The organism is Chrysosporum bergii ANA360D, assembly GCF_029891735.1.
Classification (GTDB): Bacteria; Cyanobacteriota; Cyanobacteriia; order Cyanobacteriales; family Nostocaceae; genus Umezakia; species Umezakia bergii.
This window is the reverse complement of record NZ_JANQDH010000093.1, coordinates 1-22,826: the sequence shown is the minus strand read 5'-3', so window position 1 is coordinate 22,826 and position 22,826 is coordinate 1. Positions and strand designations below refer to the sequence as shown.

Annotated in this window: 19 protein-coding genes and 1 pseudogene; 11 read left to right on the top strand and 9 right to left on the bottom strand. The window is 41.1% G+C overall.

The window, feature by feature from the left end:
* The first annotated feature begins 70 nt into the window (after positions 1-70).
* The 4 genes from priA (at position 71) to kdpC (ending at position 7,295) form a co-directional block, all read left to right on the top strand.
* The gene (priA, locus tag NWP17_RS14070; RefSeq protein ID WP_280655521.1) at positions 71-2,575 is read left to right on the top strand and encodes a primosomal protein N'; all 2,505 of its coding nucleotides are present in this window, start codon (positions 71-73) and stop codon (positions 2,573-2,575) included.
* Between the two features lie 270 nt (positions 2,576-2,845).
* On the top strand, positions 2,846-4,528 hold the full coding sequence (gene kdpA, locus NWP17_RS14065; RefSeq protein WP_280655520.1) for a potassium-transporting ATPase subunit KdpA: 1,683 nt from the start codon (positions 2,846-2,848) through the stop codon (positions 4,526-4,528).
* A gap of 65 nt (positions 4,529-4,593) precedes the next feature.
* The gene (kdpB, locus tag NWP17_RS14060) at positions 4,594-6,681 is read left to right on the top strand and encodes a potassium-transporting ATPase subunit KdpB (protein ID WP_280655519.1); all 2,088 of its coding nucleotides are present in this window, start codon (positions 4,594-4,596) and stop codon (positions 6,679-6,681) included.
* 23 nt (positions 6,682-6,704) lie between these two features.
* Complete coding sequence (gene kdpC, locus NWP17_RS14055) at positions 6,705-7,295, top strand: K(+)-transporting ATPase subunit C (RefSeq protein WP_280655518.1); 591 nt, start codon at positions 6,705-6,707, stop codon at positions 7,293-7,295.
* A 98-nt stretch (positions 7,296-7,393) separates the two neighbouring features.
* On the opposite strand, the gene rpsD is transcribed toward kdpC, so the two are convergent.
* The gene (gene rpsD / locus NWP17_RS14050; protein WP_280655517.1) at positions 7,394-8,002 is read right to left on the bottom strand and encodes a 30S ribosomal protein S4; all 609 of its coding nucleotides are present in this window, start codon (positions 8,000-8,002) and stop codon (positions 7,394-7,396) included.
* A gap of 565 nt (positions 8,003-8,567) precedes the next feature.
* Here rpsD and NWP17_RS14045 point away from each other — a divergent pair.
* The gene (locus NWP17_RS14045; protein ID WP_280655516.1) at positions 8,568-9,920 is read left to right on the top strand and encodes a helix-hairpin-helix domain-containing protein; all 1,353 of its coding nucleotides are present in this window, start codon (positions 8,568-8,570) and stop codon (positions 9,918-9,920) included.
* A 116-nt stretch (positions 9,921-10,036) separates the two neighbouring features.
* Here NWP17_RS14045 and NWP17_RS14040 read toward each other — a convergent pair whose 3' ends face one another.
* The 4 genes and pseudogenes from NWP17_RS14040 to NWP17_RS14025 all read right to left on the bottom strand — a co-directional run.
* The gene (locus NWP17_RS14040; protein ID WP_280655515.1) at positions 10,037-10,825 is read right to left on the bottom strand and encodes a tryptophan-rich sensory protein; all 789 of its coding nucleotides are present in this window, start codon (positions 10,823-10,825) and stop codon (positions 10,037-10,039) included.
* A 170-nt stretch (positions 10,826-10,995) separates the two neighbouring features.
* Complete coding sequence (gene rpsU / locus NWP17_RS14035; RefSeq protein ID WP_017803988.1) at positions 10,996-11,184, bottom strand: 30S ribosomal protein S21; 189 nt, start codon at positions 11,182-11,184, stop codon at positions 10,996-10,998.
* A 491-nt stretch (positions 11,185-11,675) separates the two neighbouring features.
* A complete protein-coding gene (leuS, locus tag NWP17_RS14030) occupies positions 11,676-14,297 on the bottom strand; it encodes a leucine--tRNA ligase (RefSeq protein ID WP_280655565.1) in 2,622 nt (873 codons plus the stop codon).
* A gap of 154 nt (positions 14,298-14,451) precedes the next feature.
* A pseudogene (locus NWP17_RS14025) lies at positions 14,452-14,589 on the bottom strand (transposase); the annotation flags it as partial.
* Positions 14,590-14,856: 267 nt separating this feature from the next.
* Here NWP17_RS14025 and NWP17_RS14020 point away from each other — a divergent pair.
* Entirely contained in the window at positions 14,857-15,660 is an 804-nt protein-coding gene (locus tag NWP17_RS14020; protein ID WP_280655514.1) for a histidine kinase, read from the top strand.
* A 71-nt stretch (positions 15,661-15,731) separates the two neighbouring features.
* Here the strand turns inward: NWP17_RS14020 and NWP17_RS14015 are convergent, their stop codons facing one another.
* From NWP17_RS14015 to NWP17_RS14005, 3 genes are all read right to left on the bottom strand, one after another.
* The gene (locus NWP17_RS14015; RefSeq protein WP_280655513.1) at positions 15,732-15,923 is read right to left on the bottom strand and encodes a YqaE/Pmp3 family membrane protein; all 192 of its coding nucleotides are present in this window, start codon (positions 15,921-15,923) and stop codon (positions 15,732-15,734) included.
* A 14-nt stretch (positions 15,924-15,937) separates the two neighbouring features.
* Positions 15,938-16,336 carry a phage holin family protein gene (locus NWP17_RS14010; RefSeq protein ID WP_280655512.1) on the bottom strand — a complete coding sequence of 133 codons (399 nt, stop codon included), beginning with the start codon at positions 16,334-16,336 and terminating at the stop codon, positions 15,938-15,940.
* Between the two features lie 393 nt (positions 16,337-16,729).
* The gene (locus NWP17_RS14005) at positions 16,730-18,880 is read right to left on the bottom strand and encodes a Tex family protein (protein ID WP_280655511.1); all 2,151 of its coding nucleotides are present in this window, start codon (positions 18,878-18,880) and stop codon (positions 16,730-16,732) included.
* Positions 18,881-19,050: 170 nt separating this feature from the next.
* Here NWP17_RS14005 and NWP17_RS14000 point away from each other — a divergent pair, with 170 nt between their 5' ends.
* The 4 genes from NWP17_RS14000 (at position 19,051) to NWP17_RS17625 (ending at position 21,800) form a co-directional block, all read left to right on the top strand.
* Positions 19,051-19,257, top strand: a complete 207-nt coding sequence (locus NWP17_RS14000) for a hypothetical protein (RefSeq protein ID WP_280655510.1) — start codon at positions 19,051-19,053, stop codon at positions 19,255-19,257.
* Between the two features lie 235 nt (positions 19,258-19,492).
* Positions 19,493-20,464, top strand: coding sequence for a CobW family GTP-binding protein (locus tag NWP17_RS13995; protein WP_280655509.1), 972 nt, complete (start codon positions 19,493-19,495; stop codon positions 20,462-20,464).
* A gap of 82 nt (positions 20,465-20,546) precedes the next feature.
* Positions 20,547-21,608 carry a WD40 repeat domain-containing protein gene (locus tag NWP17_RS13990; RefSeq protein ID WP_280655508.1) on the top strand — a complete coding sequence of 354 codons (1,062 nt, stop codon included), beginning with the start codon at positions 20,547-20,549 and terminating at the stop codon, positions 21,606-21,608.
* Between the two features lie 78 nt (positions 21,609-21,686).
* Positions 21,687-21,800 carry a hypothetical protein gene (locus tag NWP17_RS17625; RefSeq protein ID WP_425332668.1) on the top strand — a complete coding sequence of 38 codons (114 nt, stop codon included), beginning with the start codon at positions 21,687-21,689 and terminating at the stop codon, positions 21,798-21,800.
* Positions 21,801-21,841: 41 nt separating this feature from the next.
* Here NWP17_RS17625 and NWP17_RS17530 read toward each other — a convergent pair whose 3' ends face one another.
* Complete coding sequence (locus NWP17_RS17530; RefSeq protein WP_342394009.1) at positions 21,842-21,988, bottom strand: hypothetical protein; 147 nt, start codon at positions 21,986-21,988, stop codon at positions 21,842-21,844.
* Between the two features lie 257 nt (positions 21,989-22,245).
* Here NWP17_RS17530 and NWP17_RS13980 point away from each other — a divergent pair, with 257 nt between their 5' ends.
* Positions 22,246-22,743 carry a metal ABC transporter solute-binding protein, Zn/Mn family gene (locus NWP17_RS13980; protein ID WP_280655506.1) on the top strand — a complete coding sequence of 166 codons (498 nt, stop codon included), beginning with the start codon at positions 22,246-22,248 and terminating at the stop codon, positions 22,741-22,743.
* Positions 22,744-22,826 lie beyond the last annotated feature (83 nt).

The following is a 22,826-nucleotide window of genomic DNA, read 5'->3' as shown; positions in this document are numbered from 1 at the left end:
CGCTAAAAATCAAAATGTTTTATAAAGTTAACTAAACTCAAAAAAACTAAGTGCAAAAATTGAAAAAAATATGTATAAAAGCGGGATAAATTCACTAAAATTGGTAGTGGCTGAACCAAAGGAAACTTACCAGTCTGAAAATGTGAATCGCTGGATTGAAGTGCTGGTAGACTGTCCAGGAACTACGGGACTATTTACTTATAGACTGCCGAATCAGTTAAAAATTAAACCAGGTGATATTTTGAGTGTACCATTTGGGACTCAAATAGTGGGAGCGATCGCCATTCGTTTATTGACAAAACTAAATATTGAGCTACCACCAGAAAAAATCCGGGAAGTAGAAGATATAGTCAGCGAAGGATTCTTCGCCAGTAGCTATTGGGAATTATTAAATCGAGTAGCGACATATTACTATACGCCTTTGATTCAGGTGATCCGGGTAGCACTACCACCAGGGTTACTGGGACGATCGCAACGTCGTATCCGCTTAGTGTCAAGTGGAGAAATAAAAACCGAAATTTCCTCATTTTTAACTTTTCTCAGTCCCCCAGCCCAACAAGTCTTAAACCTTTTGCAAAGTCAACCCGCAGGAGACTATAGTTTTATTTACCTACAAAAAAAGATCAAAACAGCCTATAGAGGTGTCAGGGAGTTATTGCAATTTGGGTTAGTAGAAAGTTATTTAGAACCACCGCGACTTAATCGACCAAAACAACAAAAAGCCGTCACCTTGATTGGTTCCATTGATGGTGACTTAACTACTCGCCAAAGAGAAATTTTAGAAATATTGCGGCGACGGGGAGGGGAATTATGGCAAAGTGAATTATTGCAAATTTGTCATGCTAGTTCCTCTACCCTGAAGACGATGGCGCAAAAGGGCTACATTGTCATCGAAGAAAAAGAAGTGCTGCGAACAGAACAAGGACTAGGATTAGCTCAAGATAGCCCCAAAACTTTAAATATTCACCAAGCAAACGCCTTAACCACCATACAAGCCCTAAATGGATTTGCTCAAGTCTTGCTGCATGGTATTACTGGTTCAGGGAAAACAGAAGTATACTTACAAGCCATAGCTCCTCTGCTGGAGCAGGGAAAATCTGCCCTGGTCTTGGTTCCAGAAATTGGACTCACCCCCCAGCTAACCGACCGTTTCCGCGCTCGTTTCGGGGGTAAGGTGAGCGTTTATCACAGCGCCCTTTCTGAAGGAGAACGTTATGACACCTGGCGACAAATGCTCACAGGAGAAGCTCAAATTGTCATCGGTACTCGTAGCGCCATTTTTGCGCCATTAACCAACTTAGGTTTAATCATCTTAGACGAGGAACACGACGGTAGTTTTAAACAGGATGCTCCCATTCCCACCTACCACGCCCGCACCGTCGCCCAATGGCGAGCCGAATTAGAAAACTGTCCTTTGGTTTTAGGTTCCGCTACCCCTTCGTTAGAAAGTTGGCTAAGTTTAACCAACTCTTCTATCCCCACACCCCACTGTTATTACCTCTCCCTCCCCCAACGCATTTACTCCCGGCCATTACCACCAGTGGAATTAGTGGATATGCGGCTTGAGTTACAGCAGGGAAATCGCTCTATATTTAGTAGACCCCTACAAGCAGCGCTGCATGAGCTGCAAGAAAAGCAACAACAGGGAATTTTATTTATCCATCGCAGGGGACATAGTACTTTTGTTTCTTGTCGTAGTTGTGGATATGCGATTGAGTGTCCCCATTGTGATGTGTCGCTATCCTATCACCAGACGGAAGCAGGAGCGCCGCAATTACTACGCTGTCATTACTGTAACTATACGCGATCGCATCCCCAGCAATGCCCCCAGTGCAGTTCCCCTTACCTCAAATTCTTTGGTAGCGGTACTCAGCGCGTCGCCCAGGAACTGGCCAAACAGTTCCCTCAGTTGAGTTTTATCCGTTTTGATAGCGATACCACCCGCAACAAAGGCGCACACCGTACCCTACTGACTCAATTTGCCAACGGTGAAGCTAATTTATTAGTGGGAACACAAATGATCACCAAAGGTTTAGATTTACCCCAAGTGACGTTTGTGGGTGTTGTTTCTGCTGATGGTTTATTGCATTTATCAGACTATCGCGCCAATGAAAGGACTTTTCAAACGTTGACTCAAGTAGCTGGTCGTGCTGGTAGAGGCGATGATCCCGGCAGGGTAATTGTGCAAACGTACACCCCAGAACATCCCGTAATTGCCGCAGTACAACAACATGATTATCAGTCTTTTTGCCAAACGGAATTAGAACAGCGGCAAGCCCTGAATTATCCCCCTTATGGCAGGTTAATTTTATTACGCCTAAGTAGTTTAGACCCTATTCAAGTACAAAATACCGCTCAAATCATGGCCACAACTTTAAGTTCTAGTCAAGATTTGGAAATTCTCGGACCAGCCCCAGCTAACGTGGTGCGGGTAGCTAACCGTTATCGCTGGCAAATATTACTGAAATTTGCTCCCCATGCTTTGCCACAGTTACCCGATTGGGAGTCAGTGCGATCGCTTTGTAGTGATGGTGTCAGTTTAACTATAGATGTTGATCCGCTCAATATAATGTAATAAATTTTATATTACCTTAGTTAAGATCAAGCTAAGGTGAAATAAATTTGAATTTAACTTTTATTGCTACCCAAAAAGTTAAATATGCAATATAATTTTCTGCTAACTTTGGGTTTAGTTTGGGGCGTGTTTACTAGGGGTGATATTCATGAATGATATGAAAGTATATTTTCAGTATTTTTTACGGAAACTTGTTCAGGAATCTGAAAAATAGTAATAATTGACAAACCTTTAGCTTTCACTATTAAATTTGTATTGAGTGGGAAATAAATGGGACAAGGTTTTTGGCAAATCGGCTTAACCCTGTGTATTGTTGTAGCAATGGTTCCCCTTTTGGGAAGATATATAGCCCGTGTTTTTTTGGGAGAAAGAACACTGCTAGACCTGCTCATGAAGCCGATAGAGCGTAGCTTTTTTGTTTTAGCAGGTGTGGGGACTAAACAAGATATGACAGGTTGGCAGTATATCCGGGCTGTGCTGTATAGTAACCTGTGTATGGGTATTTTAGTATACGCAATAATATTTTGTCAGAAATTACTACCTTGGAATCCTAATGGATTTGATGCCCCAACATGGGATATATTACTGCATACTGTAGTGTCATTTATCACAAATACAGGACAACAACACTACACAGGGGAAACCACCTTGAGTTATTTTAGCCAGGTAGCAGCTTTAGGGTTTTTGATGTTCACCTCAGCAGCTACAGGTTTAGCGGTAGGAATTGCCTTTATTCGTGGTTTGACTGGGAAAAAACTGGGTAACTTTTACGTTGATCTCACTCTTGCCATCACCAGGATATTATTACCCATATCAGTAATGGGAGCGATCGCTTTAGTTTTCTTTGGTGTGCCGCAAACCTTAGATGGAACCCTAGTAGTGCAAACCTTAGAAGGCAGCACCCAATATATTGCTAGAGGGCCAGTGGCCTCCTTTGAGATGATTAAAATGTTGGGTGATAACGGATCTGGTTTTTTTGGCGTTAACTCAGCCCACCCCTTAGAAAATCCCAATGGCGCTACTAATTTAATCGAAATCGTGGCCATGATGGCCATTCCAGCATCATTAATTCACACCTACGGCATATTTACTAAAAATAGCAAACAAGCTTGGCTGGTATTTGGGATGACATTTGTAGTCTTGGTGATTCTGATTTGGTTAGCCGTAGATGGAGAACAACAAGGTAATCCCCTGGTAAATGGTATATTGGAATCACAGCAGCCTAATTTAGAGGGCAAAGAAATCAGACTGGGTGTGACACAAACAGCACTTTGGGCAGTGATCACCACAGCCACCTCTGGTGCTGTCAATGGAATGCAAGATTCATTGATGCCACCAGGATTATTTGCCAGCCTATTTAACTTATTCCTTCGCATAATCTGGGGAAGTCAAGGAACTGGCACAGCTTACCTATTTATTTACTTAATTTTGGGTGTGTTCTTAACAGGGTTAATGGTGGGAACTACCCCAGAACTTTTAGGACGCAAAATTGAACGGCGAGAAATCATCCTTGCCAGTGTAATCTTGCTGATTCATCCAATTTTAGTGTTGATTCCCAGTGCCATTACATTGGCTTATCCTTTTTCCCTATCTGGAATTACCAATCCCGGATTTCACGGTATTTCCCAAGTAGTTTATGAATATGCCGCAGCTAGTGCCAATAATGCCTCTAGCTTACAGGGACTATACAACAGTACCCTATGGTGGAATTTAAGCACTTGTTTCACTATGTTTGCTGGGCGGTACATTCCGATGATTGGCATTTTGCTATTAGCTGACAGTATGTCTCGTAAACCAACAATCCCACCCACCCCCATTATCCTAAAAACAGACTCATTAATATTCACCAGTACCACAGCTGCATTAGTGTTGATTTTGGGAATGTTGGCTTTCTTTCCCCTATTGGCTTTAGGTCCAATTGGTGAAGGTTTTAAACTGGCTTCCGGTAGTTAGAACTACTTAAACCCAATGATCAAAGGCTCCATTCTTTATTCCCCATTCCCCATTCCCCAGATGAAATGAACCTTGCACCTACTTCTCGTTTTCGTTCTGGCCTTAGCCGCCAAGCTTTGACAAAGTTCCGGATAAATGCCAAAAGACTGTATCTCAGAGCCGTTAGAGATGCTTTTGTCAAACTTGATCCCAGATATGCAATTCAAAATCCAGTCATGTTTTTAGTTTGGCTGGGAACACTTGTTAGCTTATTATTCACCATTGATCCCAACTTAACTACCCCGTCGCCAGAAAATAATTCACAACTTTTTTACGGTTTACTAACAGGAATTTTGTTTTTCACTGTTGTTTCCGCTAATTTTGCCGAAGCATTAGCTGAAGGACGCGGTAAAGACCAAGCCGATACCCTGCGAGCTAGAAAGTCAGAGATCATCGCCAAAAAACTGGCTCCCGATGGCACAATTTCCCAAGTTCCCGCCGCCAGCCTCCGGCAAAATGACACCGTTTATTTAGTAGCGGGAGATATCATTCCTGCGGATGGCAAAGTCATCATGGGTACAGCCTCAGTGGATGAGTCAGTAATTACCGGCGAAACAGTACCCATTCTCAAAGAGTCAGGCTCAGATGTGGCGGGTTGGGTTATCGGCGGTACACGTATTATTGCGGATGAGATAATTGTCTGCATCACATCTAACCCGGGTAAAGGGTTTTACGACCAGATGATTGCTTCCTTAGAAGGAAAAGAACGCGGCAAAACACAGAATGAAATCACCTTGACAATCTTACTAGCAGTTTTGAGCTTAGTTTGTTTATTGTCAGTGGCTACCCTGCCCGCATTTGCTCACTATGTAGAAAATCCCATCAACGTACCCATTTTAATCGCCTGGTTAGTATCCCTGATTCCCACTACCATCGGTGGATTATTAAGTGCCATTGGTATTGCTGGCATGGATCGCATCGCCCAATTTAACATTATTGCCACATCCGGACAGCCTGTGGAAATTTGTAGTGATGTCGATACCTTAATTCTTGACAAAACCGGCACAATTACCCTAGGCAATCCCTTGGCAGAAGAGTTTATCCCCGTGAATGGCCATTCATTAAAGGAAATGGCTGATATTGCCTTAGCTGCCAGCATATTTGATGAGACACCAGAAGGCAAATCAATTATCCGACTGGCACAAAGCTATGGGGCAAGATTTGATTTTGATCTCAGTCAAGCAGTAGGGGTAGAATTTTCTGAGTCCACCCGAATTAGTGGTACAAACTTATCCGGAAGACGTGAGGCCCGTAAAGGAGCAGTAAGCGCAATTAAAGAATTTGTCCGTGTCCGCAATGGAAGAACGCCACCAGAATTAAATACTATCTACGAAAAAATTTCCCAACAAGGAGGTACACCCCTAGCAGTTTGTCTCGATCAAGAAATTTATGGTGTAATTTATCTCAAAGATATGATTAAACCCACTATCCGCGACCGTTTCCAGCAATTACACAGGATGGGGATCAATACTATTATGATCACCGGCGATAACATGATCACCGCATCTGTCATTGCCCAGGAAGCGGGGGTAAATCACTTTATTGCTGAGGCCACACCAGAGGATAAAGTTAATGTTATTCAGAGAAAACAAGCAGCAGGTAAAGTAGTGGCTATGACGGGAGACGGTACTAATGATGCTCCAGCGCTGGCCAAGGCTGATGTTAGTATTGTCATGAATACAGGCACTCAAATGGCAAAAGAAGCCGCCAATATTATAGATTTAGATTCTGATCCCACCAAGTTAATTGATATCATCAGTATTGCTAAACAATTATTAATTACCCGTGGGGTTTTGACTACATTTTCCTTGGCCAATGATATTGGTAAATATTTAGCAATTATACCAGTGATTTTTGCCGGCGCTCATCTGCAAGCTTTGAATGTTATGAATTTATCTAGCGCTAATTCTGCGGTATTATCAACACTAATTTATAATGCTATAATCATCCCCGCTTTGACTCCCTTGGCTTTGAGAGGTGTTGATTTAAAGTATCATAATCCTAATCAATTGTTACAACGCCACATCTTGATTTATGGTTTGGGTGGGTTAATTGCGCCGTTTATCGGTATTAAGTTAATAGATATGCTAATTGCAATCACTGGTTTGGTATAAAACTCAGTACCTGGGAAATTTTTATGACTTTTATTCAAGAAATCATCAAGGCGATTCGCATGACTTTGGTGTTATGGTTACTCACGGCAATTATTTATCCTTTGGCAATATTGATCACAGGTCAAGCCTTGTTTCCATTTCAAGCCAATGGTAGCGTGATGCTGAATGTAGAAGCACAAGCCATTGGCTCAACTTTAATTGGGCAAGGATTTACATCAGAGCGTTATTTTCACACTCGCCCCAGTAGTGTGGGGTATAGCCAAGGAGACAAGGCCAGCCCCACTGGTATATCAGGTGGTAGTAATTTAGCCCCTAGTAATCCAGCGCTGCTAGATCGAATTACCCAACAGGTGAATCAGTTCCAAGAGGAAAATATTCAACCATCGGCTGACTTTATTTATACTTCTGGTTCTGGGTTAGACCCACATATTTCTTTAACAGCAGTAAGGGAGCAGTTGAGGCGAGTTGCTCGCGCTCGTGACCTACAAGATGATGAAATAATACCTTTAATTAATAGATATACGGATGGCAGATTTCTCTCTATTTTTGGTGAACCGGGGGTCAATGTCCTGCGATTAAATTATGCTCTTGACCTACAAGAAATTAATCGCTAACCATGTAGTATTTGTAGTATTTAGTATGATTTATTTAGATTTGGCTTAAACTGTCATAACCCCACCCTTGAGGGCGGGGAGTGGTAATCCACCAATAACTAGGCTTTACGTGAGTAGTATTCCACCACGAGCAGTTCATTAACTTGTAACGCCACCCACTCTCGCTCAATGACGCTGTTTACTTTACCAGTTAATTTAGCTTTGTCAAATTCCAGGTGACTGGGGAGATTGGCTAAACCGGGATATTGTAAATTGGCTTCTACCAACTTCCGAGAAAGTTCCCTATCTCTGACTGCAATTACTTCACCGGGACGACACTGATAACTAGCAATATCTACTCTCCGACCGTTGACAGTTACATGACCGTGATTTACCAGCTGGCGAGCCGCTGGAATCGTGGGAGCCATACCCAAACGAAAAACGGTATTATCCAAGCGCATTTCTAGCAGTTGTAGCAGCACTTGTCCGGTGGAACCGGTTACACGTCTAGCTTTACGCACGTAGCGTAGTAGTTGCTTTTCGGTTAAACCGTAGTTCATCCGAATTTTTTGCTTTTCTTCTAGACGAACTGCATACTCAGTGCGTTTTTTCCGGTTTTGACCATGTTGGCCTGGTGGATAGGCTTTTCTTGGACTTTTGCGACTTAATCCTGGCAATTCGCCTAAGCGACGTACAATTCTGAGGCGTGGCCCTCTGTATCGGGACATGAGTTTCCTTAATCTAATCCTGTTAATTTTTACCTAGACATTCAGTTTTGACACTTTCCCGATTATAAATCAGGAAATTCTTGGTTTTTGGGAAACCGCTTACTTTGACGTAACTTATCAAAGCAAAGGAATTTCTTCACCAAGCCTAAAGTCCGGCCTGTCTTACCGTACTCTCTCAAAGGAGTTTTTGCCTAACTTGGGCATCTTACACCCAGCCCTAGCTACTAGAAAACGCCGGACAACAAACAAGGTCTGCCTGCGCTGACTAATGGATAATCAAGATTTTGAACCGTTTTAAAAGGGTTTGACTCAAGATATCACTTGGTGTAAGATATAACTTTATTTAATTGCGTAGACTAAGCAATCCCGCAGTATTCCAACTCGGAAATACTTTTTACGTTGTCTACTTATCTCACATTCCCACTATCTTAACATTGAATCTTAAAATTATCCAATTTTAGATATTGGATTGGGGATTGGTTTTACCTACAATGGCAATCTAAAATTAGCATGGTTAATAGTTGCCTGAGTACATATACTTATTAAAATCTTGGAGTTGGTAAAAATGATCAAAATCAGTAGTCGTAAATATGTAGGTCTAGAAAATGTCTATGATATTGGGGTTGAGAATGACCATAACTTTGCTATTAAAAATGGTTTGATAGCCTCTAATTGTTTCAATAAGTCCCATTCCACCGCCTATGGATATGTTACTTATCAAACAGCATATTTAAAAGCTAATTATCCATTGGAGTATATGGCGGCGCTGTTGACTGCTAACAGTGGGGATACAGATAAAGTGCAGAAATACATTAATAACTGCGCTAGTATGGGTATTAAAATAGATCCGCCCGACATTAATCGTTCTGGACTAGATTTTACTCCGGCAGGAGGCAAGATTTTATTTGGATTTACCGCAGTGCGGAATGTAGGACAAAATGCGATCGCCTGTATTTTGTCAGCGCGAGAAGAGGGGGGCGAATTTAAATCACTGGCTGATTTTTGCGATCGCCTGGATTTGCGTGCTGTTAACCGCCGCATGGTGGAATCATTGATTAACTGTGGAGCCTTTGACAAAATAGAACCAAACCGTAAACAGTTAATTCATGATTTAGAACTGGTTTATGATTGGGCCCAGTCCCGGGCTAAAGATCGGGCTAGTGGTCAAGGAAATTTGTTTGATTTATTAGGTGGTAATTTTAGCAATAGTGAGAATGAAACAGCTAGTAATGCTTTTGAAACTGCTCCCAAGGCTGAACCAGTCCAGGACTTTCCGCCACAGGAAAAGTTACGCATGGAAAAAGAATTACTAGGATTTTATGTGTCAGATCATCCCTTAAAATCTCTAAGACAGGCTGCATCACTTCTCTCTCCCATAAATCTCGCACAACTTAACGAACAAAAAGAAGATACAAGAATCTGTGCGGTCATCATGCTCAATCATGTCAAAAAAGTGATGACCAAAAAAGGCGAGCAAATGGCTATTTTACAAATAGAAGATTTAACTACCCAATCAGAAGCCATTGTTTTTCCCAAAACTTATGAACGTATCAGTGAGCAACTCAAAGTTGATGAAAGGTTAATTATTTGGGGTAAAGTAGACCGACGAGATGAGCAAAACCAACTAATTGTGGAAGATGTAGAAAAAGTGGAGGAGGTGAAAATGGTGATGGTAGAACTTAATCTTGAACAAGCACGCGACATCGAAAAACTACATGATTTAAAAACAATCCTACAAGAATATTCAGGGGATAAAGAAAAAGCGAAAACGCCAGTAATTGGAATTATAGGTTCGCCAAGTTCCCGGAAATTTGTGCGATTGGGTTGGCAATATTGCGTGCAAAATCCCAGCACAACAGTTGAAGTTTTGCAAAATGCCAGATTTAATGCCCATTTAAAAACTATAACTGGTAGTTAAAACCTCAGAAATTATATTTTCTCTGGTGGCGGCTTATTTCGGCGCAAATTGTCCGGACCTTGCCGTAGGGATAGAGTGGTAGAGCGAGCTAAAGGTGTCATGACCAATCTTTCCGTTCATGTGGCTGTAGGTTCATTTCTGACACTTTTCATGGTGATGAGGAAAACCAGGACAGTTGCCAAAGTTAATGCCACGTTCCTGACTAAAGAGTTATTCCAATGCTTGAGAGCGATCGCCACCAATGCCCATATTGTCACTCCTGCATAAGCAAAGTCTTGACGCTGGATGACAATCACTGCTGCAATGATACCAGCCACCAATAACATCATAGCAGTCCATAACTCAGGAGAAATCCCCCACCCATTCCATCCTTGAAAGTACAAAGCAGAAGCCACATTAACAACGGTAGCCACGCTAATCCAACCCAGATAAATACTGATGGGAAAATAAACGCACCATTTCTTACTCTGAGAGACACGCTTTTTACCAATTCCTAAGCGGGAATAGGCAACAATCAGTGGTAATAGAATTAACAGTATTGCTATGACAGAAACAGCAAAAAGCCTAGAGAGAAAAAGATATACCCAGATACTTTGAGCGACTAAGGCAATAACCAACAAATATCCTATGTTGCGTAAATCCGCATCATACCTGTGGTTGGGGAGAAGTTGGTAAATTGCAAAAGTGAACAATCCCAGATAAATGAGTCCCCAAATGGCAAAGGCATAGTTGGCAGGGATAATCAGCACATTAGCAAACAAAGTATTAGAAATCTCTCCTATACTCATGCCATTGAGGGGAAAAATATTTGAAATCAAGTTGACCACAAAAGCGCCAACAATTGCTGCCAGAGTAGCAAGTTGGCGAATGAAATCTCCGTTATTTCCAGATGTATACTTGTGCATAGGACCTGAGATAACTTATAGCAGGTATGCTTTTAGCTTATATCTTTATGCGGGAGATGTTTGTGATTAAATACTACCATTAAGGGGTAGCATAAGCGTTGGATTGGCGGTTAGGATAACCAAAGCCCTCATGGACAATCTGAGGGCCTTGATTTCAACCTAGTCGGTCTTTAATTACGGAAACGTCTTTTACTTTGCCTGTGCTTGGCAATTTCTTTGCGCTTGCGTTTTTCTAGGGGCGTTTCAAAGTGACGATGCTTCCTCATATCTGGAAAAATCCCTGCCTTGGAAACTTCTCGTTTAAAGCGACGTAAGGCCGATTCGATTGCTTCATTTTCACCCACTATGATTTGGGTCATTATCTCTCCTGCTAAATTGACTTAATTGATAGATCGACAGTGGTAACAAATTCAGTTAACTAGAGTATACAAAAAACAGAGTTTTGTCTAATCTTAAGACTTTTAGGTGAAATTTCAAGTTGAAAAACTTAGTAGCGGTTACGGAAACCACCACCGTATCCGCCCCACCCAAGACAAGAAAACCTGTTGCTGCAATCCGTGAATTTTTGTTTCCGGCACTTGGGATGACCTCTGGAATCAGTGGTATTGTGCATTCGCTGACCTGGTGAAAGTTATAGGTAGCTTTCCCAGTGGCTACGGATCAACTCAATCTTATTATATATTAGTTGATGAATGCTTGGGGTGAGTATTGGCGCTGTTGTATTCCACATTCCGCCATTCAGTTTGTAGTATATACAGATTACACAAATGGGGTCTTTGGTGTTTAAATGGCGATTGCCTACGGCAGTGGCGAAGCCAATCGCCTGAGCGTAAAAATGGATAAAGTCGAGTTAAGCAACTACAAAATTCACTAACTTTCCGGGAACCACAATCACCTTTTTAATTTCCTTGCCTTCAATGTAACGCTGAACCACTTCAGATTCACGGGCGTACTTTTCTAACTCTGCTTGATCAGCTTGTGCAGGAACAGAAATATCAGCGCGTTTTTTGCCGTTAACTTGAATTACCAAGGTAATTTCCTCAGCCACCAAAGCCCCTGGGTCGAAAGATGGCCAAGTTTGAGTGTGGATGGAATTAGTATTACCCAATAACTGCCACAACTCGTCGGCAATGTGTGGGGCAAAGGGCGCTAACATAATCACCAAAGTCTCAATACCTTCTGTATAAATTGGTGAATTTTTGCAGGGGGCATCAGTGAGGGCATTACTTAACTTCATCAATTCAGAAACTGCGGTATTAAATTGATATTCGTCCTCTAAATCTTCTGTTACAGCCTGAATAGCTGTATGAATTGCCCTCCGTAATTCCTTTTCTGGCTTAGTTAAATCAGAGAGTTGGGCTTGTTGGCGTGAAACTCCCCCAGTAGCATAATCTGTCACCAAGCGCCACACCCGATTTAAAAAGCGGAATTGCCCCTCAACATCGGCTTCGTCCCACTCTAGGTCTTTTTCTGGCGGTGCTTTGAACAAAATGAACATCCGGGCTGTATCAACACCATACTTACTAATTACATCTTCCGGTGCGACACCATTACCCTTAGATTTAGACATGGTGGCATAAAGACGTTCTAATGGTTCTCCTGTCTGGGGATCGCGGGGGTCTGCGGGGTTGACTAAATAAGAGGGAACCCATTTCTCTTTACCGCTTTTGCGGGGATTGATGTAAGTTAAACCCTGTACCATGCCTTGAGTTAACAAACGTTCAAAAGGTTCGTCAAAGTTCAATAAACCCCTATCTCGCAGCACTTTAGTAAAAAATCTAGAGTAGAGTAAGTGTAAAATGGCGTGTTCAATACCACCCACATACTGATCTACTGGCATCCAGTCATTAGTTTTAGCCGGGTCGAATACTTGTTGTTGATTTTGAGCATCAGGATAGCGCAGGAAATACCAAGAGGAATCAATAAAAGTATCCATGGTATCGGTTTCTCGCCGGGCTGGAGTACCGCAAGTGGGACAGGGAACATTTACCCAGCTTTCTAACTGAGTCAAAGGTGAACCACCGCGTCCAGTCAATTCCACTTCTTCTGGTAACTTAACTGGTAAATCCTCATCTGGTACTGGCACTATGCCACAATTAGGGCAGTGAATAACTGGTATGGGTGCGCCCCAGTACCTTTGTCGGGAAATTAACCAATCCCGCAGGCGATACTGTATTCGCAGTTGCCCGAAATTGTGTTCTTCAGCATATTTAATAATTGCTGCTTTGGCATCTGTGGAATTCATGCCAGTAAAAGACCCAGAGTTAATTAAAATTCCTGGTTCGGTATATGCCTCGTTATATTCAATATTAATAACTTTTGTGATTTCATCTGTTGGTGATGCTGGTGTTAAATCAAAATCTGCCACGTCTTCAGAAGAAGCAATGACAAACTCAATAGGTAAATTATAAACACGGGCAAATTTAAAATCTCGCGCGTCATGAGCAGGTACACCCATGACTGCCCCAGTACCATATTCATATAGTACATAATCAGCAATCCAGATGGGGAGTTCTTCCTCCGTAAAGGGGTTGATTACTTTGCCACCAGTGGGGATACCCCGCTTTGGTTTATCTTCCGCAGTACGTTCTAACTCGCTTTGTTGGGAAACTTCTTGAATAAAAGCTTCTACCGGTTTTTTTTGCGCTTTGGTGGTGACAACTTTAGTTAAAGGATGTTCTGGTGCTAAGACTACATAGCTCACACCATAAACAGTATCTGGGCGTGTGGTGTACACGGGGATTTTTTCATCCATCCCCACCACAGGAAATTCTAAATAAGCGCCTGTGGATTTACCTATCCAGTTAGCCTGCATTAACTTGACCCGTTCCGGCCAACCTGTTAATTTATCTAAATCATTGAGTAATTCTTCGGCATAGTCGGTAATCTTTAAAAACCACTGCCGTAATAGTTTACGCTCAACTTTAGCTCCACTGCGCCAAGAACGTCCTTCGCTATCAACTTGTTCGTTAGCTACCACAGTTTGGTCAACAGGGTCCCAGTTTACTGCTGCTTCTTTTTGATAAGCTAACCCGGCTTGCCAGAATTGCAAAAAAATCCACTGTGTCCACTTATAATAATCAGGTGAACAAGTGGCTATTTCGCTATCCCAATCAATAGACAAACCAAGACGCTGTAATTGTTGGCGCATTTGGGCAATGTTTTGATAAGTCCACTTTGCTGGTGGTACTCCTCGGTCAATGGCGGCGTTTTCTGCTGGCAAACCAAAAGCGTCCCACCCCATGGGGTGCAGTACTCTATATCCTTGCATTCTCTTGAGGCGTGCAATCACATCAGTGATTGTGTAATTACGGACGTGACCCATGTGGAGGCTGCCCGATGGATAAGGGAACATGGAAAGGGCATAGAATTTTGGCTGGTCACTATTTCCAGGGGTTTGATCTAAGCGTAGTTCTGCCCATTTTTTCTGCCATTTTTCCTCAATGTCTGCTGGGTTGTATCGGGAATCCACCAAAAATTCTCCTCTGGGACTGTAATCGTGTCTGCTTAAATATTGTAGATGCTAGGAACTATCATGAGTGGCTGAAAAATAATATTTCCTGGACGGGTTATAAACAGTGGGCTGTAAAATGTCTAAACTCAAAGTGTCCGCCCTACTGTCTTTATCAAAAAAATGGGTTTAAAACCCCGTCGTAGAACGACGGCTTTTCTTGATTCTGGATATATTTCTTCAGCACCTCAAGTGGCGCAGCACCAACAGAAGACACAAAGTAACTAGGACTCCATAGAGCTTGCTTACCATAGGGTTTAGGAAATCCACCTTAATTTTAAATTTTTGCTTTATAACCCAGGGTCAACAATCTTTTATATCTAAAGGAAGTGTTTATTTATTTAACCATCTATAAAAATATACATTAGATATGCCTGAATCAAGGTAAAACCTGAACATATCAATGATTATCGTACCTGAGAGGTTAAAAAGGTACAAGGAAGATCAGAACCCTATTCCCTATTCTTACAAATAACTTTTTCAGCAAACCCTACATTAGCTAAACAGGATAAAGTTAACAATGCCTAACAACATCAAAGACCAAATTAAAACTGATCTCCAGCAAGTTAGAGAAACTGGCAAGTTAAGAAGTGACCGCATCCGTGAGATTGTCAAAACTGCTGTTTCTCAACTGAGTACGGAATTAAAAACAGGTTCTGGTGAAATTCGTTCTCTGGTAAAGGATGCAGTTTCGGCTGTGGTTGAAAACTTCCAAGACAAAAGCACAGAAATTAAAGAGGCGGTAACAGCATCAATTGAAGGTGCTTTAGAAGGTGTTAACAGTAAAAGACAGGAGACTATTGCCAAAACTCAAGCGGAGTTGAAAAAGTTACAAGCTCAATTAAACCGTGAAGAAGAACAAATTCAGCAAGAAGTTGATGGTATTTTAACAGAAATTGCAGACACAGGTAAAGATAAAACTGATGAGACTAAAAATGCCATTACTTCCGCCATCAACGCCATTAAAGATAGTGAAGAAGCGGCTTTATTAAAAAAACGTTACGCTCAACTGCAAGCGCAATTAGCCATTATCCGCGCCAATTTAGCCGCACGCTATGGCGGGAGAGACAAAGAAATTAAAGATTATCTCGACGAAGCAAAACAATGGTACGATCAGACCCGCCCCCAAGCCGAAGCTGTAGCCACACAAGTGGAAGAGAAGCGATCGCGATTAGAAGATAAACTAGGTGAAGCTGGTGCAGCCATAGCTAAAAAAGAGCATCAAATTAAACAAACTTTAAGAGAGTTATTGCTATCAACTGCTGATATGTTCAAAGAAGAAGAACCAGCAGAGAAACACAAAGAACTCACTCAAAATAACTAGGCTCATAAAATTTGCTACAAAATAAATAATAGGGCGGTGCTGAACCCCCTATTTTTATCACAAACCTCAATTTAATAAATACGTCTTTCTTGATTCATTGTTTGTTCATGTTTAGCAATAACCCAAACTGCATGGATACTACCAGGAAGCCAACCTAAAAGCGTAAGTAAGATGTTGATTAACAAAGTTGGACCTGCCCCCACTGTGAGAAAAACGCCTAAAGGAGGCACTAATAAACCTAAAAGTAAACGAACTAATTTCATGATTTCCTGATTTTTTATCTAGAAGGTAATTCGCCTTGGGTATTTACATCACTGCTGCTTAAAGTTGCACTCTTTTCGGCAAAATATTTGTTAATGAAAGTGCTAGACAAAGAGAGAATCACTGGACCTAAAATAAATGCCACCAGTCCACGAACTGCGAACCCAGGAACCAGCACTGCTGCTAACCAGAAACAAAAGCCGTTAACTAATAGAGAAAATCCGCCGAATGTGAGAAAGTTAAGCGGTAAAGAAAGGGCAGAAAGAACTGGTTTAAGTGAACCATTAATTAAACCAATGACCAAAGCAGCAATTAAAGCAGCTGGAAAGTTAGCAATATTTACACCCGGTACAACTAAATCAACAATTAATAAACTCAAGGCTGTAGCTATGGTATTGAAAAGTGTTCGCCACATTGTTTTTACCTAACAACAACCAATAGACTTTTGATCAATCTTGATTCTATTTTTGAATAAATGCTATAATATGAAATCTCATAAAAGATAGATTTAAAATCTACCATTTGGCTGATTATTTTTTGATGATTTGAATATGAAGCTGGGTATAATATGCTAACTGTAATAGCCTCATAAAAAAGTGAGTCTTAGTGCCTTGGTTGTAAAATTAATGTGATCACTCACCACCAAAACACGAAGACATAAGTACAATGCTGTTATTGTTTAACTGATTTCTTGACATCTCCCCTGGTTGAAACACAGGGGATTCTAAACTGATGTTGCTACGCGGTCTGAAGACACGCTACACAACGTTTACAATATGATTTTACCGTAGGGCTTGTCAGGCTCCCACTATGTTTTCATAGACAAACTAATACGCCTTAACTTTTGGTTAACTTCCAACACGCGCACTTTGACAACTTGCCCTACTTTGACGATTTTTTGAGGATCATCAACAAATCTATCAGCTAATTGGGAAATATGTACTAAACCATCTTGATGTACGCCAATATCCACAAAAGCACCAAAATTAGCAACATTGGTGACAATTCCCTCTAAATCCATTCCTGCTTGTAAATCGGTAATTTCTTTAATTCCTTCTCTAAAGGTGGCATACTTAAATTCAGCACGGGGGTCTCTACCGGGTTTCTCTAGTTCACTGATAATGTCTCGCAGCGTCGGTTCGCCAATGCTGTCAGTAACGTATTTTGTCAAGTTGGTATTTTTGAGTTGGGCGGCAATTTGTGTTACTTGCTTTAGGGATACATTTAAGTCAGATGCGATCGCTTGCACCACGGAGTAACTTTCTGGATGCACTGCGGTATTATCTAAAGGGTTATCACCACCACGAATTCGCAGAAAACCCGCGGACTGTTCAAAAGCTTTTGGACCTAATTTAGCTACCTTTAGCAATTGTTTGCGGTTGTGAAACGGGCCATGTTCATTGCGATAAGCAACAATATTATTGGCAATTGTAGGAGTAATTCCAGAAACAAAGGTCAAAAGTTCCTGAGAAGCTGTGTTTAAGTCCACGCCAACGTAATTAACACAACTTTCTACAGTTTCATCTAATTTCTTTCTCAGCAACTTTTGATCAACATCATGTTGATATTGTCCCACACCAATAGACTTAGGGTCAATTTTCACCAATTCCGCTAAAGGGTCTTGTAAACGGCGACCGATACTAATGGCACCACGGACGGTAACATCTAAATCAGGGAACTCTGCCAATGCCACTTTGCTGGCAGAATATATTGAAGCACCAGATTCATTGACTATAACTTTAATTGGTTTTACTGGGATATGTTGTAATACTTCCCCCACAAACTCATCTGTTTCCCGCGAAGCTGTACCATTACCAATAGCAATTAACTCAATGTGATATTTGGTAATTAGATTTTTAATAGTTTGGGCGGCTTTAGACCTTTGTTCTGCCGCTTGGTGAGGGAAAACTGCCTGGTATTCTAAAAATTGTCCGGTTTTGTCTAGTACCACAACTTTACACCCTGTTCTAAACCCAGGATCTATAGCCAGTGTTGGTTTCATCCCTGCTGGTGCTGATAATAATAATTCTCGCAGGTTGGCTTCAAAAGTTTTAATTGATTCAATATCAGCATGAGTTTTCTTTTGAGAAATTACCTCAGTCATAATTGAAGTTTTCATCAAGCGATTAAATGCGTCTTTGAGCATGGCTTGATAAAAATCCCGAATTATGCTATTTTTGCTCTTAATTTCTTTTGATTTGAGATAGTCAAGGATAAAATCTTCATCAAAAGCAATTTCATAATTTAAGATTCCCTCAGCCTCACCGCGACACAAAGCCAGCATATTATGGGATGCAATATTCTTCACCGCCATTTGGTAATTACGGTACATCTCAAACTTGGTTGTACCTTCGGGATGATCTTTTTTCACTTGAGAGACAAATGCCCCGTCAGCTAAAAAATAATCACGGATATATGCCCGTAAATTCGCTTTTTCTGCCACTTCTTCGGCTAAAATGTCAGCAGCACCTTTAAGGGCTTCTAGTGGTGTTTTTACTCCCTGATTGGCAGAAACATACTGGGCTGCTGCTGCTTCTAGTGATGTTATTGCAGTATTTTGGCTATTGAGGGACTTGATCAACTCGGCTAAAGGTTCCAGTCCTTTTTCTCTAGCAATGGTGGCGCGGGTGCGTCGTTTGGGTCGATAGGGGAGATATAAATCTTCAAGTTCGGTTTTTTGGCAACAAGATAAAATTTTAGCTTTCAGTTCATCTGTTAGTTTGCCTTGTTGGGCCACCGCATTCAAGATCACTGCTTTCCGTTCCGCCAATTCTGTTAAATAAGCATATCGCTCAAACAGGAGGCGCAGTTGAACTTCATTCATTTCCCCAGTGCGCTCTTTGCGGTAACGTGCGATAAAGGGAACTGTCGCACCTTCGGCTAAAAGTTCCAAGGCGTTTTCCACCTGATACAGTGCTAGGTTAAATTCAGTCGCCAGTAGTTGAGGGATATTTGACATTGGGTGTTTAATCTAGAAAACTTACTCCTAAATGTAATATGCTAGATCGTCTATACAGGAAATAGCAGGAAACCTTAAACTTCACGTAGTTGTCAAATTAACTAAAATATCAAAAACAGTTTTCCTCTGCTTTTCCTCCTTGCTGTGTTTTATTGACCAGGATAGTAAAAATGCATCTGTCTTTTTTAATTCCCCTATGTACTGGTTTAGCCATTGGCTACATATCTAAAAAGTGTCATGGTGAAATCGCTTATATTATCAGTTTATTTACAGTCCTCAGTTTGATTTTAAGTTTAGTATTAGCCCCGTGGCAATTTCAGTTAGTGTTGTTAGTTATTGTTCTCATAGGCACTGAAAGATTTTTACATAGAAATTAAATTCCCGCATCCTGCCATAAAATAAATTTTAGTTGACATATCTAACCACACCATCAGTCGCTCTAATTCATGTAATATTCATAGGGAAGCCCATGTTACCACAAAAAACGGTGTTAGTCAAGCCGGGTAATGAACTGCTCAAAAATAATGACAGTCAAGTGGCCACAAAAATATCATAAAGAACTATTATAGATGGTAATGATTATCACCAGTTTGAGAAAAAGGTATTGAAACTATGTTCACCGAAGAAATAACCAATACAGTACCTGTAACTGTACTCACAGGCTACTTAGGTTCAGGGAAAACTACTCTACTTAACCACATCCTCACCTATGAACACGGTAAGAAGGTGGCGGTGATTGTTAATGAGTTTGGCGAAGTTGGTATTGATAATCAATTGATTATTGATGCTGATGAAGAAATTTTTGAAATGAATAATGGCTGTATTTGTTGTACAGTGCGCGGTGATTTAATTCGCATTATTGGTAACTTGATGAGGCGGCGAGATAAGTTTGATCATTTAGTAATTGAAACTACTGGTTTGGCTGATCCAGCCCCAGTGATTCAAACTTTTTTTGTTGATGAGGATATGCAAAGCCTCCTGTCCTTAGATGCGGTGGTGACTGTTGTAGATGCCAAACATATTTGGCAACATTGGGACGCTGATGAAGCACAAGAACAAATTGCTTTTGCTGATGTAATTCTCTTGAATAAAACTGATTTGGTAACTTTAGAACAGTTAGAGGAGTTAGAAAACCGCATTCGGGGTATGAATGCTATAGCTAAGATTTACCGTACCCAAAACTCACAATTAGAAATGAATGCGCTGTTGGGGGTGAAGGCTTTTGATTTATCACGCGCTTTAGAAATTGACCCCCAGTTCTTAAGTGAAGATGCTCACGAACATGATGAAGAAGTTTATTCTGTAGCTTTAGTAGAAGGTGGCGCACTGGATGGGGAAAAACTTAACGCTTGGCTGGGGGAATTATTGCGTACCCAAGGTGCTGATATCTTCCGAATGAAGGGGATTTTAAATATTGCTGGAGAAGATAATCGCTTTGTGTTTCAAGGCGTACACATGATATTAGATGGTAGACCTGACCGCCCTTGGAAACCAAATGAAACTCGTAAAAATGAACTGGTTTTTATCGGTCGGAATCTTGATGAAGCCCAATTGAAGCAAGATTTTCTGGCTTGTTTTGTATGAGTTTTGTATTTGTTAGCATTAGTGAGCAAAAAAGTATCGGCTATAAACAATATTACCTCTCTACACCACTCTTGATTTAATTATGAATCCCACAGCTAGCAAATCTAAGGAATTTGAAGAACACTACTCAGCGACACTTGTTGATTATGTGAGTGCGATCGCCTGGTCGCCTCATGGTAATAGTTTAGTAGCTTCTTCCGCAGCCGGTGAAGTTGTATTGTGGAATGATGGACATCTCACCACTTTACAAACTGGTGATGGTACATCAGTAGACTGTGTGGCTTTTTCCCCAGATGGCAAGTTTTTAGCCGTTGGTGGACAAAATGGACAGGTGAAAATTTGGCAGGGTAGCGAATTAATTGCCACATTAGAAAACGCCCCTGCATGGGTGGATAAGCTGGGATGGAGTCCTACTGGTAATCAACTAGCTTTTAGTTTGGGGCGTTACGTCCAAGTATGGGATGCTGATCGTAGGGAGGTTGTAGTTACTCTCAATTTTGATAACTCTTCAGTGTTGGGGATTGATTGGCGTAGTGATGGACAATATTTAGCTATTGGTGGCTATAGGGCAGTTAAGATTTGGCATAGCCAAAACTGGGATGAAGAACCATACATTTTAGATATGCCCACTGTGAGTACAACTATGGCTTGGTCACCCGATGGCAAGTTTTTAGCTTCTGGTAATATGGATCGCAGTGTTACTGTTTTGCAATGGAATAATCCTGATCCTTGGATTATGCGTGGTTTCCCTGGTAAAATACGTCAATTGGCATGGTCTGAAGCTACTACACAAATAGGTGCGCCAATTTTAGCATCTTCTAGCGTTGAAGGTATTGTAGTTTGGGAAAAACTAGAGGATGAATCTTTGGGGTGGGAAGGACGCATTTTAACTAATCATGTGGATATTATCACAGCGATCGCCTTCGCTCCTCAAAGCTTTTTGCTTGCTTCTGCTGCTAGTGATGGTTGGTTATGTTTGTGGAAAAAAGCTAAACAAGTTTGCCAAGTTTTAACTGGTGTTGCTGGTGGTTTTTCTAGTCTAGCTTGGCATCCCCAAGGTAAATTCCTGGCTGCAGGAGGTGACAAAGGGGAATTACTGGTTTGGTCTAAGGTGACGCGGGGTCAAGGTTTTGGACGTAGTTAAAACACGCGGGCATCTACTACTAATCTAAATATACAATCACATCTATGGTTTGTAGATAGTGGTGAAGAAATTTCCAGTGTGAACTGTGCTGAGGATGCGGTGTATTCCCTGGCTTTTAGTCCTGATGGTGAGATGTTAACGGCCGGGAGTGGAGATAAAACAATTACATTGCTTCCTTATCATCTAGGTTGAAGATGGTTAGTTTATTGGTTATGCTGTATCACAAATAGTGTTTATGGGTGAATTATGAACATAGCCATCATGATTTTGCTTGCTTGTCCTGTATTTTTGGCATCTATACTGGTAGCAAATCCAGCACAGGCATCCACTACAAAGATGATTTCCGTAGCATCTAGCCAACCAATTGAGCAATTAGTCACACTTCTTCCAACCACAACACTTAATCCGATTATGGATCAACTTGGTTGCAATTGTGCTGTTTGTTTTGAATCTAAATTCCAAATGCTACAAGGTCGTTTACCATTGGGAGATTTTTAACTATTTATTTATTATTTCAAAAATATATTCAGGGCGCAGCTTTGCTGTGTCCTTTATTATTATATATCAATATGGTGCAGAGCAATTAAGTTATTTAAACTTTATCTACCAAAAAAATTACTATTGTTAGGAGTTAGTCATGCTCAAAAAAATACCATCAAATAGCTCCTTAAAAACCATATTAGTAGTATTAGCAATTGGATTTATTGGCTGTGGAAATCAAGCAGCAAGGAATTCATTTACTCAGACAACCACTCAGATCAACCAAAATCTTCCCCGCGTGGTGGTAACTACAAGCATACTTTGTGACTTGACTAGACAGGTAGCCGAAAATACAATTAGTCTGATTTGCTTGGGTTCTCTGGGTGAGGAATCCTATGTTTACCAACCAAGACCAGAAGACCAAGAAGCGATCGCGCAAGCTGATCTTATTCTACACAGTGGCTACAATGTAGCACCACAATTGAGCAAAATGATCACAGAAACTCAAAATTCTGCCCCCAAAATAGCTGTGAATCAACTGGCGGTAAACCAACCTCAAAAAATAACTAACCCCTATATTTGGCATAGTCCTAAAAATACCAGGACTTACGCAACTGGCACAGGCGATCGCTATATTATAGTATTTGTGTACTGAAATAAGTGACACAACTAGCACAAATAGTGGGCGGGCTTCGCGGTAGCAAAGCGACAAATTGAATCAAACCAAACACATAGAAA